Origin of the sequence: Grimontia celer (genome assembly GCF_900055185.1) — a bacterium.
GTDB lineage: Bacteria > Pseudomonadota > Gammaproteobacteria > Enterobacterales > Vibrionaceae > Enterovibrio > Enterovibrio celer.
This window is the reverse complement of record NZ_FIZX01000001.1, coordinates 1,138,561-1,160,252: the sequence shown is the minus strand read 5'-3', so window position 1 is coordinate 1,160,252 and position 21,692 is coordinate 1,138,561. Positions and strand designations below refer to the sequence as shown.

Annotated in this window: 17 protein-coding genes; 10 read left to right on the top strand and 7 right to left on the bottom strand. The window is 47.1% G+C overall.

What is annotated here, in order from left to right:
• The first annotated feature begins 2 nt into the window (after positions 1 to 2).
• The 3 genes from GCE9029_RS05180 to rsmF all read left to right on the top strand — a co-directional run bounded on the left by GCE9029_RS05180 (position 3) and on the right by rsmF (position 5,393).
• A complete protein-coding gene (locus GCE9029_RS05180) occupies positions 3 to 1,217 on the top strand; it encodes a paraquat-inducible protein A (protein ID WP_062661409.1) in 1,215 nt (404 codons plus the stop codon).
• The gene (locus tag GCE9029_RS05175; RefSeq protein ID WP_062661407.1) at positions 1,204 to 3,828 is read left to right on the top strand and encodes a PqiB family protein; all 2,625 of its coding nucleotides are present in this window, start codon (positions 1,204 to 1,206) and stop codon (positions 3,826 to 3,828) included. The genes GCE9029_RS05180 and GCE9029_RS05175 overlap by 14 nt, the downstream gene beginning before the upstream one ends.
• A gap of 134 nt (positions 3,829 to 3,962) precedes the next feature.
• The gene (gene rsmF, locus GCE9029_RS05170; RefSeq protein WP_062663132.1) at positions 3,963 to 5,393 is read left to right on the top strand and encodes a 16S rRNA (cytosine(1407)-C(5))-methyltransferase RsmF; all 1,431 of its coding nucleotides are present in this window, start codon (positions 3,963 to 3,965) and stop codon (positions 5,391 to 5,393) included.
• A 229-nt stretch (positions 5,394 to 5,622) separates the two neighbouring features.
• On the opposite strand, the gene GCE9029_RS05165 is transcribed toward rsmF, so the two are convergent.
• Together GCE9029_RS05165 and GCE9029_RS05160 are read right to left on the bottom strand one after the other, a co-directional pair.
• Positions 5,623 to 6,459, bottom strand: a complete 837-nt coding sequence (locus GCE9029_RS05165; RefSeq protein WP_062661405.1) for a CvfB family protein — start codon at positions 6,457 to 6,459, stop codon at positions 5,623 to 5,625.
• Positions 6,460 to 6,637: 178 nt separating this feature from the next.
• On the bottom strand, positions 6,638 to 7,441 hold the full coding sequence (locus GCE9029_RS05160) for a putative PEP-binding protein (RefSeq protein ID WP_062661403.1): 804 nt from the start codon (positions 7,439 to 7,441) through the stop codon (positions 6,638 to 6,640).
• A gap of 326 nt (positions 7,442 to 7,767) precedes the next feature.
• Here GCE9029_RS05160 and GCE9029_RS05155 point away from each other — a divergent pair, with 326 nt between their 5' ends.
• The 3 genes from GCE9029_RS05155 to GCE9029_RS05145 all read left to right on the top strand — a co-directional run bounded on the left by GCE9029_RS05155 (position 7,768) and on the right by GCE9029_RS05145 (position 9,964).
• On the top strand, positions 7,768 to 8,829 hold the full coding sequence (locus GCE9029_RS05155) for a 3-deoxy-7-phosphoheptulonate synthase (protein ID WP_062661401.1): 1,062 nt from the start codon (positions 7,768 to 7,770) through the stop codon (positions 8,827 to 8,829).
• 50 nt (positions 8,830 to 8,879) lie between these two features.
• Positions 8,880 to 9,362 (top strand): YajQ family cyclic di-GMP-binding protein, encoded by a 483-nt coding sequence (locus tag GCE9029_RS05150; protein WP_062661400.1) that lies wholly within the window; start codon positions 8,880 to 8,882, stop codon positions 9,360 to 9,362.
• A 68-nt stretch (positions 9,363 to 9,430) separates the two neighbouring features.
• The gene (locus GCE9029_RS05145) at positions 9,431 to 9,964 is read left to right on the top strand and encodes a dihydrofolate reductase family protein (protein ID WP_062661398.1); all 534 of its coding nucleotides are present in this window, start codon (positions 9,431 to 9,433) and stop codon (positions 9,962 to 9,964) included.
• A 55-nt stretch (positions 9,965 to 10,019) separates the two neighbouring features.
• Here GCE9029_RS05145 and GCE9029_RS05140 read toward each other — a convergent pair whose 3' ends face one another.
• Entirely contained in the window at positions 10,020 to 12,371 is a 2,352-nt protein-coding gene (locus GCE9029_RS05140; protein WP_062661396.1) for a helicase-related protein, read from the bottom strand.
• Between the two features lie 217 nt (positions 12,372 to 12,588).
• Here GCE9029_RS05140 and GCE9029_RS05135 point away from each other — a divergent pair, with 217 nt between their 5' ends.
• From GCE9029_RS05135 to GCE9029_RS05120, 4 genes are all read left to right on the top strand, one after another.
• Positions 12,589 to 14,280: an NAD-dependent malic enzyme gene (locus GCE9029_RS05135; protein ID WP_062661394.1), complete on the top strand. Its 1,692-nt coding sequence runs from the start codon at positions 12,589 to 12,591 to the stop codon at positions 14,278 to 14,280.
• Positions 14,281 to 14,389: 109 nt separating this feature from the next.
• Positions 14,390 to 15,049 carry a SanA/YdcF family protein gene (locus GCE9029_RS05130; RefSeq protein WP_062661392.1) on the top strand — a complete coding sequence of 220 codons (660 nt, stop codon included), beginning with the start codon at positions 14,390 to 14,392 and terminating at the stop codon, positions 15,047 to 15,049.
• 254 nt (positions 15,050 to 15,303) lie between these two features.
• Positions 15,304 to 16,623 (top strand): SLC13 family permease, encoded by a 1,320-nt coding sequence (locus GCE9029_RS05125; RefSeq protein ID WP_062661390.1) that lies wholly within the window; start codon positions 15,304 to 15,306, stop codon positions 16,621 to 16,623.
• Positions 16,624 to 16,772: 149 nt separating this feature from the next.
• Positions 16,773 to 17,855: a ketoacyl-ACP synthase III gene (locus GCE9029_RS05120; RefSeq protein ID WP_062661388.1), complete on the top strand. Its 1,083-nt coding sequence runs from the start codon at positions 16,773 to 16,775 to the stop codon at positions 17,853 to 17,855.
• 65 nt (positions 17,856 to 17,920) lie between these two features.
• Here GCE9029_RS05120 and GCE9029_RS05115 read toward each other — a convergent pair whose 3' ends face one another.
• From GCE9029_RS05115 to GCE9029_RS05100, 4 genes are all read right to left on the bottom strand, one after another.
• Positions 17,921 to 19,174, bottom strand: a complete 1,254-nt coding sequence (locus GCE9029_RS05115) for a GGDEF domain-containing protein (protein WP_231870042.1) — start codon at positions 19,172 to 19,174, stop codon at positions 17,921 to 17,923.
• A 214-nt stretch (positions 19,175 to 19,388) separates the two neighbouring features.
• Positions 19,389 to 20,300 carry an N-acetylglucosamine kinase gene (gene nagK / locus GCE9029_RS05110; protein WP_062661386.1) on the bottom strand — a complete coding sequence of 304 codons (912 nt, stop codon included), beginning with the start codon at positions 20,298 to 20,300 and terminating at the stop codon, positions 19,389 to 19,391.
• A 160-nt stretch (positions 20,301 to 20,460) separates the two neighbouring features.
• On the bottom strand, positions 20,461 to 21,192 hold the full coding sequence (locus GCE9029_RS05105) for a tRNA-uridine aminocarboxypropyltransferase (RefSeq protein ID WP_062661384.1): 732 nt from the start codon (positions 21,190 to 21,192) through the stop codon (positions 20,461 to 20,463).
• A 106-nt stretch (positions 21,193 to 21,298) separates the two neighbouring features.
• Positions 21,299 to 21,643: a DUF3802 family protein gene (locus GCE9029_RS05100; RefSeq protein ID WP_062661382.1), complete on the bottom strand. Its 345-nt coding sequence runs from the start codon at positions 21,641 to 21,643 to the stop codon at positions 21,299 to 21,301.
• Positions 21,644 to 21,692 lie beyond the last annotated feature (49 nt).

The window sequence follows — 21,692 nt, the reverse complement described above, 5'->3', positions numbered from 1 at the left end:
CTATGCATGTACTGAGATGTGCGTCATGCGATCTGTTGCTACATGAAATACCCGTTGCTCGTGGCTTCAGCGCGCGCTGTCCGCATTGTGGCACCCGTGTCATTAAGAACTCTTCGATAAGCTTATCCGGTGAGTTAGCTATCGCGCTTGCAGCGTTAGTTCTGTTTATCCCAGCCCAAATTTACCCTTTGGTGACCATTAATCTGTTTGGTGTTCCTTTTTCGACCACAGTCACCAGTGGCAGCATAATCCTTTTGGATACCTTCCCTTTTGTTGGCAGTCTGGTCATTTTCTGCGTCGCGGTTGCCCCTCTTTTATATCTACTCACAATACTTACCTCAAACCTTGCGCTATATATCCGCAATGCCAAAGCGCTCTACTACAGCACTAGAGTGCTTAAATACATTCGGCATTGGGTCATGGTTGATGTATTTCTCGTCAGCTTGGCGGTGGGTTGTTTTAAAGTGCGTGATTTTGCAGAAGTCAGTGTTGACGCAGGGCTTTTAAGCTTCGTGCTGCTCCAGATCTTAACCGCTGTTTTGCTATCTCGTGTTTCACCCAAGCGATACTGGGACGCCTTCGGGGAAACAGACGAAGAGCGTAAAGAATCGATTGAAATTTGTGGACAAGAAAGTGAACTCGCCTCTTGCAAGCTGTGTGGATTAACTCAGCCAAAAGACCATGAGCACTGCACCCGCTGTGGCAGCAAGATGGAACACCGCGTCTATCAGAGCATCCAGAAAACTTGGGCGTCACTGCTCGCTGCCGTTGTGTTTATCTTCCCTGCCAACTTCTATCCGATTTCGATTCTGCTGACGAATGGCAAAAGGCTTGAGGACACGATTTTCTCGGGTGTCGCATCTCTCATTAAGCAGGGAATGTACGGCATCGCCATTATTATCTTTACGGCCAGTATCATTGTGCCTGTGGCAAAAATCATTTGTCTGGCTTACATCCTGCTATGTATTCACTTCAAAGTGGAATCTGGCAGAAAACTTCGGATGAAGTTGTACCGGTTTGTTAAATGGATTGGTAAATGGTCAATGATGGATCTTTGCGTCATTGCCATCATGGTTTCCCTTATTGATCGCGGAAACCTTCTTGATTTCACACCAGGACCTGGTGCCATCGCCTTTGGGCTCGTTGTGGTACTCACTATGATTGCCGCTGAAAGTCTGGATTCTCGACTTATTTGGGACAAGTATGAGCAACATTGAAGACTCACAAGTCAAAGACCCTGTCATTAAAAAAGATAAAAGCATCTCGCCGCTATGGATTTTCACTCTTTTAGCCTTTGTTTTGGCTGGCTGGCTGCTTTACAAATCGGTTAATGAAGCCGGGGAGCGCATCGAAATATACTTCACCGATGCACAAGGAATTGAAGCCGGAAGAACGACAATTCGCTATCAAGGACTTGAAGTCGGTATTATTCGTAAAGTTACCCTTTCCGATGATCTAAAGAGTATTTCGGCACAAGCAGAGATCTACCCTGAAGCAAAGAAAATCCTGCGCCAGAACACGGTTTTCTGGGTAGTGCGGCCGCGTGCGTCAATCACAGGCATAAGTGGTTTAGACGCCTTGGTAACGGGTAACTACATCGCAGTTCAACCAGGCACAGGAGACGAAAGAACAACGTTTGTCGCTGCCGATGAGCCGCCAGTAAATGCCTTTGGCGACGATGGTCTCCGCATTCAACTCCAAGCGCCTGATTTGGGCTCACTCAGTGTAGGCTCTGGTGTTTACTATAAAAAAATCCGTGTTGGTGAGGTTATCGACTATCGCTTAACGACCGACAAACAAGGAGTGACACTGTCACTCAATATCAAAGACGAATATGCCAAGTTGGTGACCAAAAACACCAAATTTTGGAACGTAAGCGGCGTAGAGGCCGATATCGGTATCGGTGGTTTTGAGGTGAGTATTGAGAATCTGGCTTCTGTCATTGCTGGCGGAATCGCTTTCGACTCCCCACAAGACAGCACGCCAGCAGACCCGCTGGAAATGTTCAATCTATACAACTCTATCAATGACACGGATCGTGGCATCGCGATTACGGTAAATCTTCCTGATAACCATGGCATCACCAATCCTGAAGCCCCTATTCTCTTCCAAGGATTGGAAGTTGGTCGCCTGAGCGGTATCCAATTCAACAAAGACTTCAGCGGCACAGAAGCATCTGCCAATATCAATCCTTCAATGGCTTGGCTGTTAAAATCTGACAGCGAATTTATTATTGAGAAACCGGAAATCAGCCTCGCCGGAGTTAAGCGACTTTCCAACCTTATAACAGGTAACACCCTCACTATTAAGCCAGGACAAGGCGAAGATGCAGATTTCTTTTCAGCCAAAACACAAAGCGACTTGGTTGTTGAAGATCCGCGCTCATTGGTTGTAACCGTTACTTCTGAAACCAGTTGGGGACTAAAAGAAGGCACCAAAGTTCTCTATCGCGGCGTTCAAGTGGGTTTTGTGAAAGGCACAATGCTAAGTGATCAGGAAGTGAAGCTGGAGTTGGTGGTTTACCCGGATTACAAGCATCTGGTCAAGAGCGGTTCTAAATTCTTCATCCTTGGCGGTGCAACTGGACAAATCAACTCTGAAGGCATTGAATTCAGCGTCCCTACTGTTGCACAGATGGTGGAACCTGCTATTAGCTTCACAAGCGCTGGCGAAACTAAGCCACGCGACGAATACACCTTGTTCAAGTCTGACATTCAAGCCCGCAATGCGCTGAATGCGAAAAAAGGCTTCCAAAGCTTCACATTGGTCGCCGACAAACTGCCTTCTGTTTCCGAAGGTAGCCCGGTCATGTACAAAAACTTCACAGTGGGTAAGGTAAAAAGCTTTGAGCTCACCAAATCGCGCATTGAAGTTACTGTTCAGGTTGAAAACCGCTATCGCCACTTAGTGACAAACAACACTGTCTTCTGGAATCACTCTGGTGTTGATATTGAAGCTGGCTTGGGTGGCGTAAAAATTGATACGGGATCACTCAAATCAATTGTCTCTGGCGGTATATCCTTTGGCGATATAACCGGTATTGAAAACCGCAGTGGCAACGACTGGAAGCTCTATGACAGCCTCACCGATGCTCAAAACTATGGCTTGAAACTCACCTTCTCCGCAGATGATGCCAGTGGCCTGTCTAAGGGCAGTAAGATTAAGTTCCAAGGCGTTGATGTAGGTGAAGTCACATCACTAGCACCAGCTTTCCAAACTGAAGGGGTGACCATTAAAGCGATGGTATACCCAGAGTTTGCAGGACAACTTGCACGCGCCACCAGCTACTTTTGGGTTGCTCAGCCATCATTGAGTCTGACGAAAACAGAGAACCTGGATTCCCTGTTCGGCTCTTACATTTCAGTGGTTCCAGGCAAAGGTGAAAAACGCGAGAACTTTCAACTCCACAAATCTGCGGAATACTCAGGCGGCTTGTCGTTGGTTCTGGAAAGCGAAAACCGCGGTTCCGTGGCCGTCGGTACCCCAATTCTTTTCCGTGACTTCGAAGTTGGGGCAGTGACCAACGTGCGTCTGGGCCGATTTGCAGATCGTGTTCTGATTGAAGTGAAAATCAGTGATGATTACAAACATCTGGTGCGCAACAATACCGTCTTCTGGAATCAATCCGGCGTCGATGTTTCAATCGGCATCACAGGTGCCAATATCCGTAGCGGTACGCTGGAAAGCATTCTCAAAGGAGGAATTGCTTTTGCGACGCCTCCTGGAGACAAACTGGCTAAACCAGCGCGCTCTGACCAACACTATCTGTTGCACAAGACGCCAGAAGAAGAGTGGACGTCATGGCGTACAGCAATTCCGTACTTCTAATTACAGTCGAATAAAAGCAGGCGCGGGTATTAACCCGCGCTTTTTTGTTTAACCAACCTCTGTTCTTACTGGTTTCTGGCCCCTATTCCTTTTACACTTCGCAATTCAGTAAACGCCAGCAAGAGACCTTTCAGGTGCATCAAAACATCAAGATTCCAGAATCCTTCCTAAACCAAATTGAACAGATTCTGCCTTCCCACCTTTCAATGACCGATTTTGTTGAGGCATGTAAACGCCCTCTGCGTAGAAGCCTTCGCGTGAATACACTGAAAATCTCGGTGGAAGATTTTCTTGAACGTGCCAAAGAAAAAGGCTGGAAGCTTTCGCCTGTGCCATGGTGCGATACCGGGTTCTGGCTGGATGACTACGACGAGAATACCGTTCCTCTGGGCAACACCGCTGAGCATATGGCTGGTTTGTTCTACATTCAGGAAGCCAGCTCAATGTTGCCCGTCACGGCGCTGCTAGAAAACGATATCGAACTAAACCGAGTTTTGGATATGGCCGCAGCGCCGGGTTCCAAAACCACTCAAATTGCCGCCGTGCTCAACAACGAAGGCCTTTTGGTTGCCAATGAATACTCAGCAAGCCGAGTTAAGGTATTACACGCTAACCTACTTCGTTGTGGCGTCGTAAATTCCGCCCTGACAAACTACGATGGCCGCGTATTTGGGGATTGGTTGCCAGAGACCTTTGATGCTATTTTGCTGGACGCTCCATGCTCCGGCGAAGGCACAATTCGCAAAGATGCAGATGCATTCAGTAACTGGAGTCTTGAATCTGTTCAGGACATATCGAATACACAGCGCGATTTAATTGTTAGTGCCTTCCATGCTTTGAAACCAGGAGGCACCATGGTTTATTCGACATGCACACTCAACCATGATGAAAACCAGCACATCTGCCATTTCATTAAAGATACCTTTGGTGAAGCTGTTGAATTCCAACCGCTCAATGAGCTTTTTGAAGGTGCCGATGCGGCTTGCACAGAGGAAGGCTTCCTGCATGTATTCCCGCAGATTTTTGACAGTGAAGGCTTCTTTGTCGCTCGACTGAAAAAAACGGAAAGCGTCGGATCTGAAATGGTGAAAAAACGCCCTCGTAAGTTCCCGTTCCAAAAAGCCAAACCCAAAGAGGCCGACGACGTCGTAAAATCACTGGATGAAACGCTGGGGCTTTCTGTTCCCCATTCTTCCAATGTTTGGCTACGTGATAAAGAAGTATGGATTTTCCCAGAGCAGGTGGAAGACATTCTTCCCGAGATCAAATTTGACCGCATTGGTTTGAAGCTCGCTGAATCGCACAAAAAGGGTTATCGCTGGCAACACGAAACCATCATGGCATTAGCGAAAGGCAATGAACCGAAGTGTATTGAGCTTTCAGTAGAAGACGCTAAAGAATGGTATATGGGCCGAGATATTCGACCAGAAGGACTTAGCGGTTCAGGTGAAGTCATTGTCTGTTATCGCCGTCAACCCATTGGCATTGGTAAATGGGTTAGCAATCGAATCAAAAATGGCCTTCCAAGAGAGTTAGTTAGAGACGTCAATTTATTTATCGAATAGACGATCCTTAAATTCTCAACCATGAAACGCCGAAAGAGCCTAGCGCCAACTAAATTTTGAAGTGTTACAAATCTCCATTTAAACCAGTTAGCGCAAGGCTCTTACGAGCCATTCCCCTAAGCCCGGAACAGGAATCGTTCCGGGCTCTTTTTGTCTGACACTCTTCACATATGATCAGTCACAAAAAAGGCCGCTCCCGCGACCTTTGTTTAATTGCTTTCGACCTATATTACTTGATTAGGTAGATACCATCTTTCTCGATGCGTATTCTGCGCTCTTTGTACAGCCCACCGATGGTTTTCTTGAAAGTAGCCTTACTGGTGCGGAATAGCTCAAAAATCTGATCCGGGCTGCTCTTGTCATTCACTGGCAGAAACCCACCTTTGCGGTCCAGTGTGCGAACAATCTTCTCTGAAAGATCATCCACTTTGCCTTTGCCCAATTTTTGCAATGACAAGTCGATCTTACCGTCTTCTCGAATCTGCTTGATATATGCCTTCAGATTTTTACCAATGAACAGCTTGCCAAATACTTCTGATTTGAACAGCAGACCCCAGTGAGCATCATTAACGGCGCACTTGTACCCCAGTTCAGTCTCTTCTGCCACGGTTACGTGTACCTGATCGCCCTTCTTGTAGCGTGCAGGGGTATTGTCGAGAAACTTATTAAACTTAGTCGAACCAACGATACGCCCTGATGCGTTATCAACGTACAGGAAAACCAGGTAGTCTCTTCCTTCCTGCATTTTAATACGCTGCTCGCTGAACGGAACCAGCAGATCTTTAGGCAGGCCCCAATTCAAAAATGCGCCAACACTCGTGGTATTTACACATTTCAGCTTTGCAAATTGTCCAACCTGCGCCAATGGCTTCTCAGTTGTCGCAATCACATCGTCTTCAGAGTCAAAGTAGATGAACACCTCAATCTCATCGCCAAGTTGAGTGCCTTTTGGCACATAGCGTTTTGGCAGAAGGATATTGCCGTACTCATGTCCACCGTCGACAAATACGCCGAACTCGACTTCTTTCACCACGGTAAGATGGTTCAACTGACCGATTTTAATCATTGATGCGTTGCTCATTGGTTTTCTAACTGATGCGCAGTATACGAGATTTACGCCGTGATGGTTGCAGTAATTTGATGACAAAAGCTTGATTGGTTCTTTATTGGGCGAGAACTATACCCAAACGAAAAACGCCACGACAATGCGTGGCGTTCAAATTCACTAAGCGGAGGCTATGGGGTTATTGATACACCAGCTCAACATTCGCACCTTCTGCCAGCTCGATGATCGCTTTATCTGATTCTTGAGCTAACACCTGCACGGGCTTATCGGCCAGTTGCGTTTTACGGATAGTGTCGCGAATCAAGCTTTTCACCGCTTCATTATGCTTGTTGAAGGTGTAAGGCAAAGCCTCATCACCAAAATCCACTGCCAAGGTGAACGCGGCGAGATTATCGACATCAATAATGATACCGTCGAAATATGCCAACAAAGCTTCCGCGAGCACTGCATTCGCGGGCAATTGGCACGCCAGAAGTACTTTCAAGCCATTTGCTCCGCGACAAAGCCCCTGCTCTGCCAACAAATCAATCATGGTTGCTGCTTCGCTCGAAGTACGTACAAACGGCACCACGATCTCAACGGGAAGTTGCTTTTCTTCAATTGCCTTTTTCAGTACTTCGCATTCAAACACGAAACCAGGTTTACCTGCTTCACTTGCATAGCGCGAAACGCCACGCAAGCCCATAGCAGGATTTGCTTCTTCTGGTTCTGAATCAGCCCCTTTCATTTGTTTCAATGCGAGCGCACTTTGGTCGTTTAGCATCACACGAAACGGTCTTTCGCTGTTCGACTTGTGTGCACCTTCCAATAACGACACCAATTTGTCCTTGATCGCATTACTGTCATCCAGTGCTGACGGGTGAGTTCCGATCGCGTTGATATACAATTCACCCAAAGAGACCAGTCCAAATGACGTGTCGTTGCCTTCCAATTGAGCGGGATTTTTTAAAACGTGAGAGTAGGTCAAATCCATTTGAGACATAGCGCACCAATACTGCCTTGTGAAACTTAAGTGCCTGTTGCGGCGAGAAAATGATGGAAAATCGACGCAGATTCTTTGCAAGCGCCTGATTTTCATCCATCACTGAGAAAACATACCACAGAGCCTTTTTGTTACAAGAGAAATCCGAAAGGAAATGTCGATTTTTCCCTTCAGAATAAAACTTGGCTGTTTAAGAATCTTTCCGGTTAAAACAAAGGCGATAGAGAGAATAAATCGCTGAAAGATCACATCATGGCTTTTCTGACTCCGATTTTTTGCTATCTTACAGCCTTCGCAACAACACCGACGTAAGGAAGGCAGAGTCCATGCCGATTAAAACTGACGAACTAAGAACGCAACCTGTTGACACTCTGCCAACCCCTGCAGAACTGGAAGCAGAATCTCCACTTACAGACAGTGTTGCCCAAGACATCGCAGATGCCCGCAAACAAGCGGAAGATATTCTCACTGGCCGCGACAACCGTTTACTTGTTGTGGTCGGCCCTTGCTCTATCCACGACCCAGAAGCTGGCCTCGAGTACGCAAAGCGCCTAAAGGTGCTTGCTGAGCAGCACAAAGACACGCTGCACGTTGTTATGCGCACATACTTTGAAAAACCACGTACTGTTGTGGGCTGGAAAGGTATGATCAATGATCCTGACCTCGATGGTAGCTGCAACCTTCGAAAAGGCTTATTCAAAGCACGTAAATTCCTGCTGGATGTGAACAAGCTGGGTCTGCCTACTGCGACCGAGTTTCTCGACATGATCACTGGTCAATACATTGCTGATTTGGTCACCTGGGGTGCCATCGGCGCGCGCACGACAGAATCGCAAATTCACCGTGAAATGGCGTCTGCACTTTCGTGCCCTGTTGGCTTTAAAAATGGCACTGACGGCAACATCAAGATCGCCATTGATGCCATTCGATCCAGCCAGACTTCTCACCTGTTCTGCTCTCCTGACAAGAATGGTGTAATGACTATTTACCGCACCAGTGGTAACCCTTATGGTCACGTCATTTTGCGCGGCGGACACCAGCCTAACTACTATAAAGCTGATGTTGAAAGCGCGGCTGAAAATCTCTCAGCATTTAATCTGACACCTCGCTTAGTGGTTGATTTCAGTCACGCAAACTGTGAGAAGCAACACCGTCGCCAATTGGACGTTGCCACAGATATTTGCAATCAATTAGTCGAAGGCGATACTTTCATCGCTGGCATCATGGCCGAGAGCTTCATTGAAGAAGGCAACCAGGCAGTAGAAAAAGACAACATTTGCGGCCTCACTTATGGCCAATCTATCACTGACCCATGTTTGGGCTGGGATGATACGGCCAAGATGCTTCAGATGCTTTCTGACGCCGTTGCGAAACGTAACTCACGCTAAACAAGTCTGTGTGATAAGCTCGAACTTCAGTTAAATATCAGGAAATTACTATGCCTTCTTTTGATATCGTCTCAGAAATCGATACCGTAGAGCTGAAAAACGCCGTAGACAACGCGAAGCGTGAACTGTCTACCCGCTTTGACTTCCGCAACGTTGAAGCCAGCTTCGAACTCAATAAAGAAGTCGTGAAAGTTGCTGCTGAGTCAGATTTTCAGGTTAATCAGATGATGGACATCCTGCGCGGAAACCTCGCTAAACGTGGTGTTGATGCGCGAGCGATGGAACCAAAAGACATGGTTCACTCCGGCAAGACTTTCTTTAGTGATGTGCATTTTAAAAACGGCATCGAAGCCGATGTTGCCAAGAAAATCGTTAAACTGATTAAAGAAGCCAAAATCAAAGTTCAGGCTCAGATCCAAGGTGAAAAACTTCGTGTCACCGGTAAGAAGCGAGATGACCTTCAAGCCGCAATGCAAGCAGTGCGTGAAGCGGACTTGGGTCAACCTTTCCAGTTCGATAACTTCCGCGACTAATTACACCTAATGAGCGAGAAAAGCCATTTGCCACCCGGTAAATGGCTTTTTGTTTCTTTGGAGACCCCATGTCAAATATCGTATATATCGCAACCAGTTTAGATGGTTACATTGCAGATAAAGATGGTGGTTTGGATTGGCTGCACAGCATTCCAAACCCAGACCAGTCAGATTTCGGCTGGGCCGAGTTTATGTCTGGCATTGATGGGCTGGTGATGGGCAGAACCACCTTTGAAACAGTACTGGGGTTTGACTGTGACTGGCCCTATGCCAAGCCAGTGTTCGTTCTCAGTAATACCATGAATCAAATCCCTGACTCCCACAAAGATAAAGCCTCTTTGGTTTCAGGGGACCTGTCAGAGATCCTTAAAAATCTTAATGAGCAAGGATTCAAGAATCTCTATATCGATGGTGGTAAGACGGTGCAAAGCTTCATGTCAGAGGATTTAATTGATGAGCTAATAATCACCCAAATTCCGGTATTGCTAGGCGGCGGCGCCAAGCTGTTTGGCGATTTGGAACATCGCCAGCAATTTGAACTGGTAAAGAGTGAAGTGCTGATTAACGCCATGGTCAAATCTCACTTCAAACGTGTGAGATAAGACCTAAAGAAATAGGCCAGTGCCAATTGTTGGCCTCTTTCTGAGGATCAAAATTTCATCTCACGTCAATCACGCGACTGGCTTTCTTGTACTGAACTTTCCACCCAGACCATGATGGTAACTCCCAACGCTTGGGGCCATCTTTTCTATTACCGCCAGCGTGGTGCACAACCACAGTGCGCTTCCCTTTTTGGTATTCCACATCCAGCTTTAACTCGGCCAAATTCAGCTCTAGCGGGTACTTTTCTGCAAAATCATCAAACTCCCAAGACGGAATACCATCAAAGACAAAGTCGTCGCCCTCGATCAACTCTAAATCTTCTGCGGCTTCCACACCCAAATCCTGCAGAGCTTGCTCAAGCCAGGCTAATACATCAACCTCGGTACTTTTCGCGGCATCTTCTAAAGACTGATAAAGATTCCAGTACTTTACTTCTCTCACAAGGCGCTCACCGGTGCCTTTTAAAAGTTCACCATTAATGATTTGTGTGGCCAACGCCCGAATAAGGCTCTCTCCTTTCGCCGCTTGTCTGTATTCACCAATTACCCGTCCCGCGTAGATCCGTTCAATAACGTCGACCACTACGCCATCACTGTCATCGAATTCAGAAATGGACTCTTCTCCTAACCCAGCGTCAACAAGCCAAGCAAAGGAAACAGGAGCCATACATGTTGCGTATGAGGTAGTTTGCTTCACGCCTCGGCCTGCCAGGTGAAACTGGTCGAAGACAATCGCCGACTGAGGCTTTGCAGGAAAATCACTATCGCGACTCAAAGTAACTTCGTTGAAGCCATTGCCAAACGCTTGTTGACGTTTTTCGCGGCGTACATAAGCAAGCTCGGGAGCAACTGACAGGACGCTTTTCAGGAATGCTTCGCGTGAAAATCGGCTGGCAACGTCCCAGTCGGGTAATTCCAACGCTTCACGGATAGATGATGACAATTTCCTCGCTTCTTCGAGGGCCAATTCATCAACATCAATAATTTCAGTGGGTTGCTCACCACGAAGTACTGCAACTGATGTGACAACGTCACAGGAAAGAACATTCCATCTTTGGTAATTGTCTAAGGCAAGCTCACCGCCTTTGCGCTTCCACACTGTCATTGGTGTTTGAAGCACTGCTGCAAGATCTACCATGGCTTCGGTGTTTGATTTTGTATCCATTCCCGAAATCAGGTGAGCGAAAATACTATCAATCGGCAACGGATACAGGCGCTTGCCATGTTCAGTGACTGCGCCTTGTTCATCTAGAGCCCCCATTTCTGAGAGTCGCGCCTTCGCTATGTTCAATGATTTCTCTGGAAGGTTTGATAGGAATGGCAGTTGTTCCAGAACATAACCACAACATGCAGCTGCTAACATGGTTTCTGTTAGATCTTCCCTTTCAAGTTCTGGTGGAGTGAAAGCTTCTAAAGGTGCATGTTCCCCGAAGAGCCGTTCACAATATCCCGCTGAAATTCGTCCTGCACGCCCAGCTCGCTGTTTAGCACTGGCTTTCGATATTGCATGCAGTGCCAGAGCTGTACGACCGTTTCTTTGATGAGTACGACGTTCCATGCCCGAATCGACAACGGTGACAATCCCTGGAATGGTGAGCGAGGTTTCGGCTACGTTGGTCGCTAGTACCACACGTTGGTTATCTGACTGGTGTAAAGCGCGGTATCTATCAAAATCAGACACTGAAGCGTGAAGAGGAATCACCTCCGCTTCCAGCGATTTTAACATTGACTGGCACTGGCTAATTTCTTTCTTCCCTGGCAGGAAGACCAACACATCACCACCTCGTGCCAATGCTTGTTCCACAACAGGTTTAACCCTATCTTCAATCGACCTACCTGAGGGCATATGCTGAGAGTCTCTAGAATGATGAACGGTAGTGACACCGTAACTCTTGGCATTTGCGATGATCGCTTTGGCATTGAAATAGGCTTCCAATCGCTGGTTATCCAACGTGGCTGAAGTGACGATCAAACGATGATGATCTTGCTTTACCAACAATGCGGCGAGTAAATCCGTCTCTGCCCGGCGTTCATGAAACTCATCAATCATCACCACATCGAAGCCTTTCAGTTTGTCCTCGCTGAACCAGCGCAACACAACACCTGGTGTGGCAAACACCACCTCCGAATCGTCAGAAAAGCGGTAATCAAACTTTATGGCGTAGCCAACCCGCTCACCTACCTCGCTTTCGAGCGTTTCTGCAACAAACCCTGCTAAGGTTGTACAAGCAACACGTCTGGGTTCAATCACTAACACACGACCCATCTTGGCGGCCCAAACTGGTAGCCGCGTCGATTTACCTGTTCCTGTATCGGCCTGAACAATTAAGTTGGATTCGAAGAGGATTTGTTCAACGTCTTGCTGAATGCTGTCGATAGGCAGCGTGAGATTTTGTCCGTCGGTCATGACTTTTGATATGTATTTCTGGTTTGTTGAGAGTGTACCCTAGTGTTTATGTGTATGTGTCGTTTTCCACCCCTTGTGCTCGCACCACCTCACCTTTTCCTGCTCGGTAGCTCGTTTAAAACAAAATGCACTTGAATACCAAAGGTTAACGACACTACACTTTGACGCCTTATACTTTAGTATTAATTACATTCTGAAAGAACAGAGTTGTCTCTCCATGCATAATCAAAAACGTCCTCTCTACATTCCTTACGCGGGCCCAGCATTGCTCGAAACGCCCCTTCTGAACAAAGGAAGTGCATTTTCTGTCGAAGAACGCATGTTCTTTAACCTTGAAGGCCTTTTACCGGAAGCTATTGAGTCTATCGAAGAGCAGGCTGAACGCGCCTATAAGCAATACCTGCGTTTCGAAAACGATATGGACAAGCATATCTACCTGCGCAATATCCAGGACACTAACGAAACCCTGTTCTACCGACTGGTAAACAATCACATCTCTGAGATGATGCCTATCATCTACACCCCTACGGTTGGTGCAGCATGTGAAAACTTCTCTGAAATCTATCGTCGTGGCCGTGGTTTGTTCATTTCATATCCAAACCGCTACCGCATTGATGACATGCTTAACAACGCGTCACGACACAACGTGAAAGTTATTGTTGTCACAGACGGTGAACGAATTTTGGGTCTTGGTGACCAAGGTATCGGCGGCATGGGCATTCCAATCGGTAAACTGGCGCTATATACCGCGTGTGGTGGTATCAGCCCGGCTTATACGCTTCCGATCGTGCTGGATGTTGGCACCAATAACCCGCAGCGACTTTCTGACCCAATGTACATGGGCTGGCGTCATACCCGTGTGACTGGTCAGGATTACGACGACTTCATCGAAGAGTTTATCCAGGCAGTTCAGCGCCGCTGGCCTGATGCGCTGATTCAATTTGAGGATTTCGCGCAGAAAAACGCGATGCCTATTCTTGAGCGCTATAAAGACCGCGTATGTTGCTTCAATGATGATATTCAGGGCACTGCTGCTGTTACCGTTGGTTCACTGATCGCCGCTTGTAAAGCAGCAGGCACAACCCTCGCAGAGCAGCGCATTACCTTCTTGGGTGCAGGTTCTGCAGGCTGTGGCATTGCGGAAGCCATCATCGCGCAAATGGTGTCAGAAGGTATTACCGACAAAGAAGCTCGCGAGCGTGTGTTCATGGTCGACCGTTGGGGCCTGTTGTTGGACTCCATGCCAAACCTTCTCGACTTCCAACAAAAACTGGTACAAAAGTCTTCGGCCATCAATGATTGGGAACTGCAAGACCAAAACGTTTCACTTTTGGATGTCGTTCAAAACGCGAAACCAACCGTTCTGATTGGTGTATCCGGTGCGCCAGGTCTGTTCAGTGAAGAAGTGATTAAGGCGATGCATGCCAATTGCGAACGCCCAATCGTATTCCCATTGTCCAACCCAACAAGCCGCGTAGAAGCTACGCCGTTTGATATCCTACGTTGGACTAACGGTGAAGCGCTTGTTGCGACTGGCAGCCCATTCGAACCCGTGGTTCTGGACGGTGGCAAGACCTTCACGATTGCGCAATGCAATAACAGCTATATCTTCCCGGGCATTGGTTTGGGCGTACTTGCTGTTGAAGCCAAGCGCGTCACTGATGAAATGTTGATGGAATCAAGCCGCGCACTCGCAGAGTGTTCGCCGCTGGCGAAGTTTGGTCGTGGCCCTCTACTTCCTGCACTTGAAGAGATTCATTCAGTGTCACGTCATATCGCGCTGGCTGTTGCTAAGAAAGCAATTGAACAAGGTGTTGCACTCGAGTTGGCGGAGGATGCGTTGCAAGAGCGTATCGATGCAATTTTCTGGCAACCTAAGTATCGTCAGTACAAACGTACATCATTCTAATCTCACGCCTTGAAACAACCTCCGCTTTTGCGGAGGTTGTTTTTGTTATTTCCCACGATTTGGTTTAACCTGCTGTTTCTTCCGCTGATATTTGTTTCCCCTTACTGTGATGTCATTGCGTAAAGCGTCTTTTGTAATCATTACTGTTGTTGTCGCCTCACTTGTTGCCATTGCAGCAATGGATTTCTGGGTGACGTTCCAGGCAAAAGACCGCATATACAGAACGGTAGACAATACACCAAACCGACATATCGGTTTGGTACTGGGAACCAGTAAATACATTGGCAGAACACTCAACCCCTATTACACCTACCGAATCGAAGCTGCACAGCAACTGTATCTCAACAACAAGGTCGACGTGATGCTCCTCAGTGGTGACAACGCACATCGCTCATACAACGAGCCTTGGACAATGAAGCGCGACTTGCTGAAAGCAGGGATCCCTGACGATCGCATTTTCCTCGACTATGCTGGCTTTCGCACGCTGGACTCCATCATTCGTGCGAAGAAAGTATTTGACGCAGACGAATTCACCCTAGTTACGCAAGCATTCCACTGCGAACGCGCCCTTTTCATTGCCGACTACTATGACATCGATGCAATCTGCCTGGCTGTTCCAAGTCCTGGTGGAACAGCGGGCATGAAAATCCGAGCTCGAGAAACACTCGCACGTGTTAAAGCGGTGTTGGATATCTATGTGTTAAACGAACAACCTAAGTTCCTTGGACCGAAAGAGAGCATTCCAACCGAAACACTTTCTGACAATTAGACACCCCGCGTAACCCCTGTTCCTAAAGGAATGGGTCGGTTTCCACCCATTCCAAAATCATCAGCTCCCAGTTTTAAACATCCACGCAACATCTTGTTAATCCTGTGGCTTCCGCCTCTCAAATCTATTCGATCTTTCGGCAATAATGCGGCTCACAAAGAGCGGATTGCTCACTATGGGAACGTCCTATCAGACGAACCCACCAAAACAAGAAAGTTGCCCTACCCATAGATTAAGGAAGCCCAAATGACAGCATGATCCTCCTTGCAGACATTGCACTCTTTTTCATTCTCATGAATGTCTTACCTTTTGAAGAAAACGTCGTTATCGGCTTATCCATGCTGGTATTCATTGCGGTACTTTGGCTCACTGAGGCATTGCATGTCAGCATTACTGCCTTACTTGTGCCTTTGTTAGCAGTCGGATTGGGCGTGTTCAAAACACCTGCAGCTTTAGCAAACTTCGCCAACCCGATCATTTTCCTTTTCCTTGGCGGTTTTGCGCTTGCAGCAGCTCTACATGTGCAGAAGCTTGACCAAGCCATTGCTGATAAAGTTCTTCTAATGGCTAAAGGCCGAATGAGCGTCGCGGTTTTGATGCTGTTTGGCGTTACTGCTGGCCTTTCCATGTGGATTTCAAACACAGCAACAACAGCGATGATGCTGCCATTGGTATTGGGCGTTCTTAGCAAGGTCAACGCAAAGTCTGAACGCGGTACTTTTGTCTTCGTTCTTCTTGGGATTGCTTACTGCGCCAGTATCGGTGGTATCGCGACTATTGTCGGCAGCCCACCAAATGCCATCGCTGCGGCGGAAGTGAATTTGAACTTTGCAGACTGGATGAAGTTGGGTTTGCCAATCACCCTTACACTACTTCCACTGACTATTGCTGTGCTGTATTTCCTAACCAAGCCAAACTTGAACCACACATTTGAGCTCAACCACAAGCCCATCGAATGGACAAACGGCCGTCGCTTAACACTGGCTATCTTTGCTTTCACCGCTTTCTGCTGGATATTTAGCAAGCCTATTAACCAAATGTTGGGCGGCCTGAGCAAGTTTGATTCACTGGTAGCGCTGACCGCTATTGTTCTTTTGGGTGCGAGCCGTGTAGTGAAATGGAAGGATATCGAGAAGACAACAGACTGGGGCATCTTATTGCTGTTCGGTGGTGGTCTAACACTTAGCAACGTACTGAAAGCAACAGGAACCAGTGTATTTCTTGCTGAATCTCTGAGTGGTTTCCTTTCAAGTGCAGGCGTTTTCTTCACACTACTGACAGTGGTGGCCTTCGTTGTATTCCTGACTGAATTCGCAAGTAACACTGCGAGCGCTGCCCTGTTGGTGCCTGTCTTTGCAACGGTTGCAGAAGCACTTGGCGTATCTCCCGTCATTCTGTCTGCTCTTATTGCGGTCGCTGCGTCTTGTGCATTTATGCTACCGGTCGCGACCCCTCCTAATGCCATTGTGTTTGGTTCGGGTCATATCAAACAGTCAGAAATGATGCGTGCAGGTAGTTATTTGAACGTCGTCGCCATCATAGTGCTCGCTCTTTTCGCCTGGATATTTTGGTAATACGACAGCGATTCAAACCCAAATACCTTTCTCTAAAAGTGGCCTTCGGGCCACTTTCTTGTTTTAAATCACTTCCCTGCTTCACCTGTTTGTTTCACCTCCTTAACGGGAGTAAACTGCTTTCATTATTACGAGAAAAAGAGAAACTCATGCCATTTGCAGAAATTACTGGCTGGGGAAAATGTTTACCTCAGGCAGAACTTACTAACAACGACCTCAGCACCTTCATCGAAACCTCCGACGAATGGATTTCAAGCAGAACCGGCATCAGCGCTCGCAGAATCAGCCATGTTAATACATCAGACATGGCTGCCGTTGCTGGCAAACATGCGCTGGCTGCTGCGGGCATTGAAGGCAAAGATCTCGACCTCATCATCGTTGCCACATGCTCTCCCGACACACTCATTCCAAACATTGCCTCTAAAGTACAGCTTGAATTAGGCGCTAAAAAAGCAGCAGCTTTTGATCTTAACGCTGCTTGTACTGGCTTTCTGTATTCATTAGAAACCGCAACCCGCATGATTCAGTCAGGCAATTATCAACATGCGTTGGTGATTGGTGCTGAGCGCCTGACCTGGTATCTGGACTGGAGCAAACGCGATACGGCAGTGCTTTTCGGTGATGGTGCGGGTGCTGTGATTCTCAGTAAAACAGACAAAGAAGTTGGCCTCCTGGATGCTCAGCTTGGCTGTGACTCAGAAGGCCGTGATGTTCTGGCTATTCCGGAGTTTGGTACCGCGATGCCTCGTTTTGAGCAAGACAACGGTTATTTTGACTTTAACTTTGTCGGTCGCGAGATCTTCAAGCGTGCAGTAAAAGGTATGGGTTCGGCTGCAGGCACTGTACTTTCACGTTCCAGTATGACGCCTGAAGACATCAATGTAGTAATTCCGCACCAAGCGAATAAGCGCATCATTGAAGCCTTGTGTGACCACGCTAAGATCCCTCTTGAGAAAGCGTTTATCAACATTCACAAGTATGGCAACACCTCTGCTGCCACCATTCCAATCGCACTGTGTGAAGCGGTTGAAGAAGGTCGCGTGCAGCCAAATAACACGCTTCTGATGGCAGCATTCGGTGCAGGACTAACTTGGGGTGCAGGTGTGCTGCGATGGGGTGATCGTGTGACTCCACTTGGTCAGTCAGATGCTGCACTTCCAGAACCAGCAACCAATGCGTTGGGTCTGCTTGAAGAGGCTATTGCACTCTGTAAAGCTAACGCTGAAAAGTAAGTCTCTTATACCCAAACAAAGAAGCCGCTACACAGCGGCTTCTTTGTTTTTGTTAAGGCTTTAAATCACACAGTCGCTATGAACGACTCAGCAAAAACTTCGACTCGGTTACGGCCATTCTGTTTAGCCCGATAAAGTGCGTCATCAGCATCCGCTATCATCGCTGCAATACTGCCCTCTCGCATCGAAGAAACGCCAACACTGCATGACAGTTCAGCATCATGAGGCCAGTCAGTCGTTTCGAAGGCCGCACGGATTTTTTCTGCCAAAAACGATGCTTGCGCCAGATTGCGGTTTGGACAGAAAATCACAAACTCTTCTCCCCCCCAACGAATAATCACATCGCTTGTGGACACGGAGTCGCGAAGAACGTCAGCTGTACAAATCAACAATCGATCACCCATATCGTGACCATAGGTATCATTGATTTTTTTAAAGTGGTCAATATCCAAACAAAGCGCAGTGCAGTTTTTACCGCCTGTGGACGCCAACGCCTTTTCTAGCTCGGGATAAATGTCCATACGATTACGAAGCCCGGTTAGCGCATCGGTAGTCGCCATAATAGACAGCGTTTCACTTTGCTGTTTTAACGCAGTGTTGATGGCTTTCAATCTGTTTGCACGGCGTCTTTCCAAATCATAAACCCGACGGCTCTGCAAGTACTTCACCGCCAGTAAGATTGTCGCAGTCGCTAGCCAGATAAAAGTCAATGAACGGAACAAACCCGCTTCAGTGACCATCACTCCTTCAAATCTGATATTTTTAATGATCAATTCATGCTGCCCAATGGTAGGTGCACTGCCTGTGGCGATTTCTATGAGAGAAATATTGCTCATGTCAGGCCCAGCATGCTCCAGAGGGATATCTAAATCGGAAATCCACCATGACAGCACCTGAAACGAATTGAGCGGAAGTACTATCTCAGACATTTCTTCCGTTGGATTGTATTCAATGCCATTAAATTTCATGGAAACCGGATCTTCGGTTGTCGAATAGGCGTCATTGAAGTTGCGCAGATAAACACGAAGACGTTGGTCTGGCGCTGGCGCTTTGTATGCTGCTTCTATGACCATTGAGTGATAATTCGCCAAATCTATCCCGTGGGTAACACTTGGGCTTAAACTAATTGCCACTTCACAGAACGGCCAACGGTAGGCTGATCCAAGCTCACACTCTAACGCCACACTGCCATCATCTTTGGTATACACACGTCCCTTGGTATTTCCTCCCATTGGCGTGTCATCGATGTAGCGGAATTGAAACTCTGTGGGCGAAATAACATAGCTCGATTGAGCGCCACCGATAAAAAACCAAACCACAGTGGCTACGGAAAAGAAGAGCAAAACGAATATTGCGACTAAGGCTCGCGAAAACTTATAACTTAACAATGGTCTATCTGACTCTTATGACTAGTTGGTTTTAATCTGCCACCTTCTCATAGTTTGATGGCATTTTTTAAACAAAAGGCACCGCTGTTGCGGTGCCTCGATTTAACTCAAGATTACAAAGACTTAGAAAATGAGTCTATCGAACCTATCGTTGAATATTCAGGAATGCGGCACCTCGCACACCACCGGAATCACCGTGTTTCGCCTTTATAATTTTAGGCGCGTTTGCTATCGACAACAGGTATTTAGGCACGCGTTTCGGCATTTCTTCATAAATGTATTCAAAGTTAGACAAACCGCCGCCAAGGACAACCACATCTGGGTCAATACCAGTGAAAAGGCCAGCAAATACCATGGCAAGCATTTCCATGTACCTTTCAACAAACTCTGAAGCTTGTTCTTCGCCTTCTTTGAATGCATTGATGATTTCAATGGCTTTCTTTTCTTCGCCATAGAAATGCGTGTACAGCATTTCGAAGCCGCGTCCAGATAGGTAGTTATCGATACAACCTTTCTTTTCACAACCGCAATCAAAAATCGGTGCGTTTTCGCCAAGGTGTAGCCACGCGTCAATAGGCATACGCATATGGCCCAGCTCACCCGCAACGTTGTTTTTACCTGATACGACTTTACCGTCGACGATCAAACCACCGCCAAAGCCAGTACCCAGAATCAGACCCAGAACGACTTTTTCACCCCGTAGTTCTTCGTCCCATGCTTCGGAAAGAGCAAAACAGTTCGCATCATTGTTAAGCGCTACCGCACGACCGATTTTTGCTTCAAGATCGGTACGTAGCGTGCGCCCTTTAGCTGCCGGCACGTTAACTGTCAGTACCGTGCCGTCTTCTGCTTTCTCAATACCAGGGATACCAATGCCTACTGTACCTTCACAACCAAATTGTTGGTCGTACTTGGCCACCAGCGCCGCGAGCGTCTCAATCAACTGCTCGTAATCATCACCTGGTGTAGGAACACGTTCAGTTGCTTGGCGCTTCAAATCACTGTCAAACGCACCAAACTCTATCTTTGTGCCGCCTACGTCAAAGCCGTAATACATCCTTTACTCCATTGTTCCAATTTTCAATTCGCTGAATTGCCCAAATTATCCCTGTTTCAGCGAGGTATGAATGTGATTAAAAACAAAATACCTCCTCTGCAACCCAATGATCTCCGCTATTTCTGCGCATCTCATCGCAAATTTTGGCAAGGTCTTCAGTCTAGTTTCTCTCGGTTTGTCTTTTTACCACTTCCCGGTATTTATCCAATGCCCCTGGAATGGGTAACTGGCGTTGCTTCTTACCAGTGAGATAGTGCTCTCGAAATACATCAAACCAAGCATCTAAGCTCTCACTGGCCAATGTATCTCCGTTTAGTGCCAACACTTTTGCCGCGACTTCCGCTGTTGCCAATTGGCTTTCACCATTCGCTTCGCGAACACCATATCTTGATAGCGTTTCCGCTTTAACACTCAGTACGGGAAAGTTGTCCAGCCAGGGACTTTTTCTGAAAATCTTTTTCGCTTCCTGCCAGGTTCCGTCAATCAAGATAAATAGAGGACGTTTCCCCTCTTCAGCCAAGGGTTCTTCACTCACTCTTCCTTGTTCGGCATATTGGTCTGGAAAGACTACATAAGGCTGCCATTTGGGATCGTTGATCAAATCTAACATTTCTTTATTTGGCTCTGTGCGCGACCAAATATACGCATAAGTATCTTGAACAGTATCAGCGATCAAACGCCCAGTATTGCTTGGCTTTAATACCTCATCGTCATACATAACCAACAAAAAGGCCGCATTGGTGCTATGTGTGACCTTTTCTTCACAAATACAGAGCCTTCTAACCACCATACAACACGTACAACGATCCACACTCGCTCCCCGTGCTTTAAAAGGACGGGTCGACTGGGCTAAGCGTTTTTGGTAAAGCTGGTGTAGAGCGTGAGGTTTCATTAAATGCGCCTTGCATTGTGATTAAAGCAGTAAAGAACAGGCGCATTTTAATTGCGGTTTTGCGTGGTGCAACTGTTTGTGAAAGGTGGTTTAAGATTCGTGGCGCTTAAACGAACTCAGAGACAGCGGCATCGAACAAATTCTTCACCAAACCAATGTATTCTTCGAGAATATTGATTTGGGTGTAAGTCGGCTTTTGATGCCAGACCGAGCTGAGGATCTCTTCCAAATCTGCCACGATTTTGTCTGCTTCACGCATAATTTCAAAGCGAAGAGCCTGCGGCATCTCTTTGTTTTGATCACAGATCGCCATGATTTGGCTGGCAACCAATTCATGAACAAGATCGTCGATGGTTTCGGAGCCAACTTTGTCACCCGGAGCGGAAAATTGCCCTAAGTTATCGACAAAGAACTCAATCAGCGCCGCATATCCATCTGATTCAACGACCATTTTTTACCTCCAGTGAATATCCTCTTCCCGCAATTTTATTGCCCTTGGC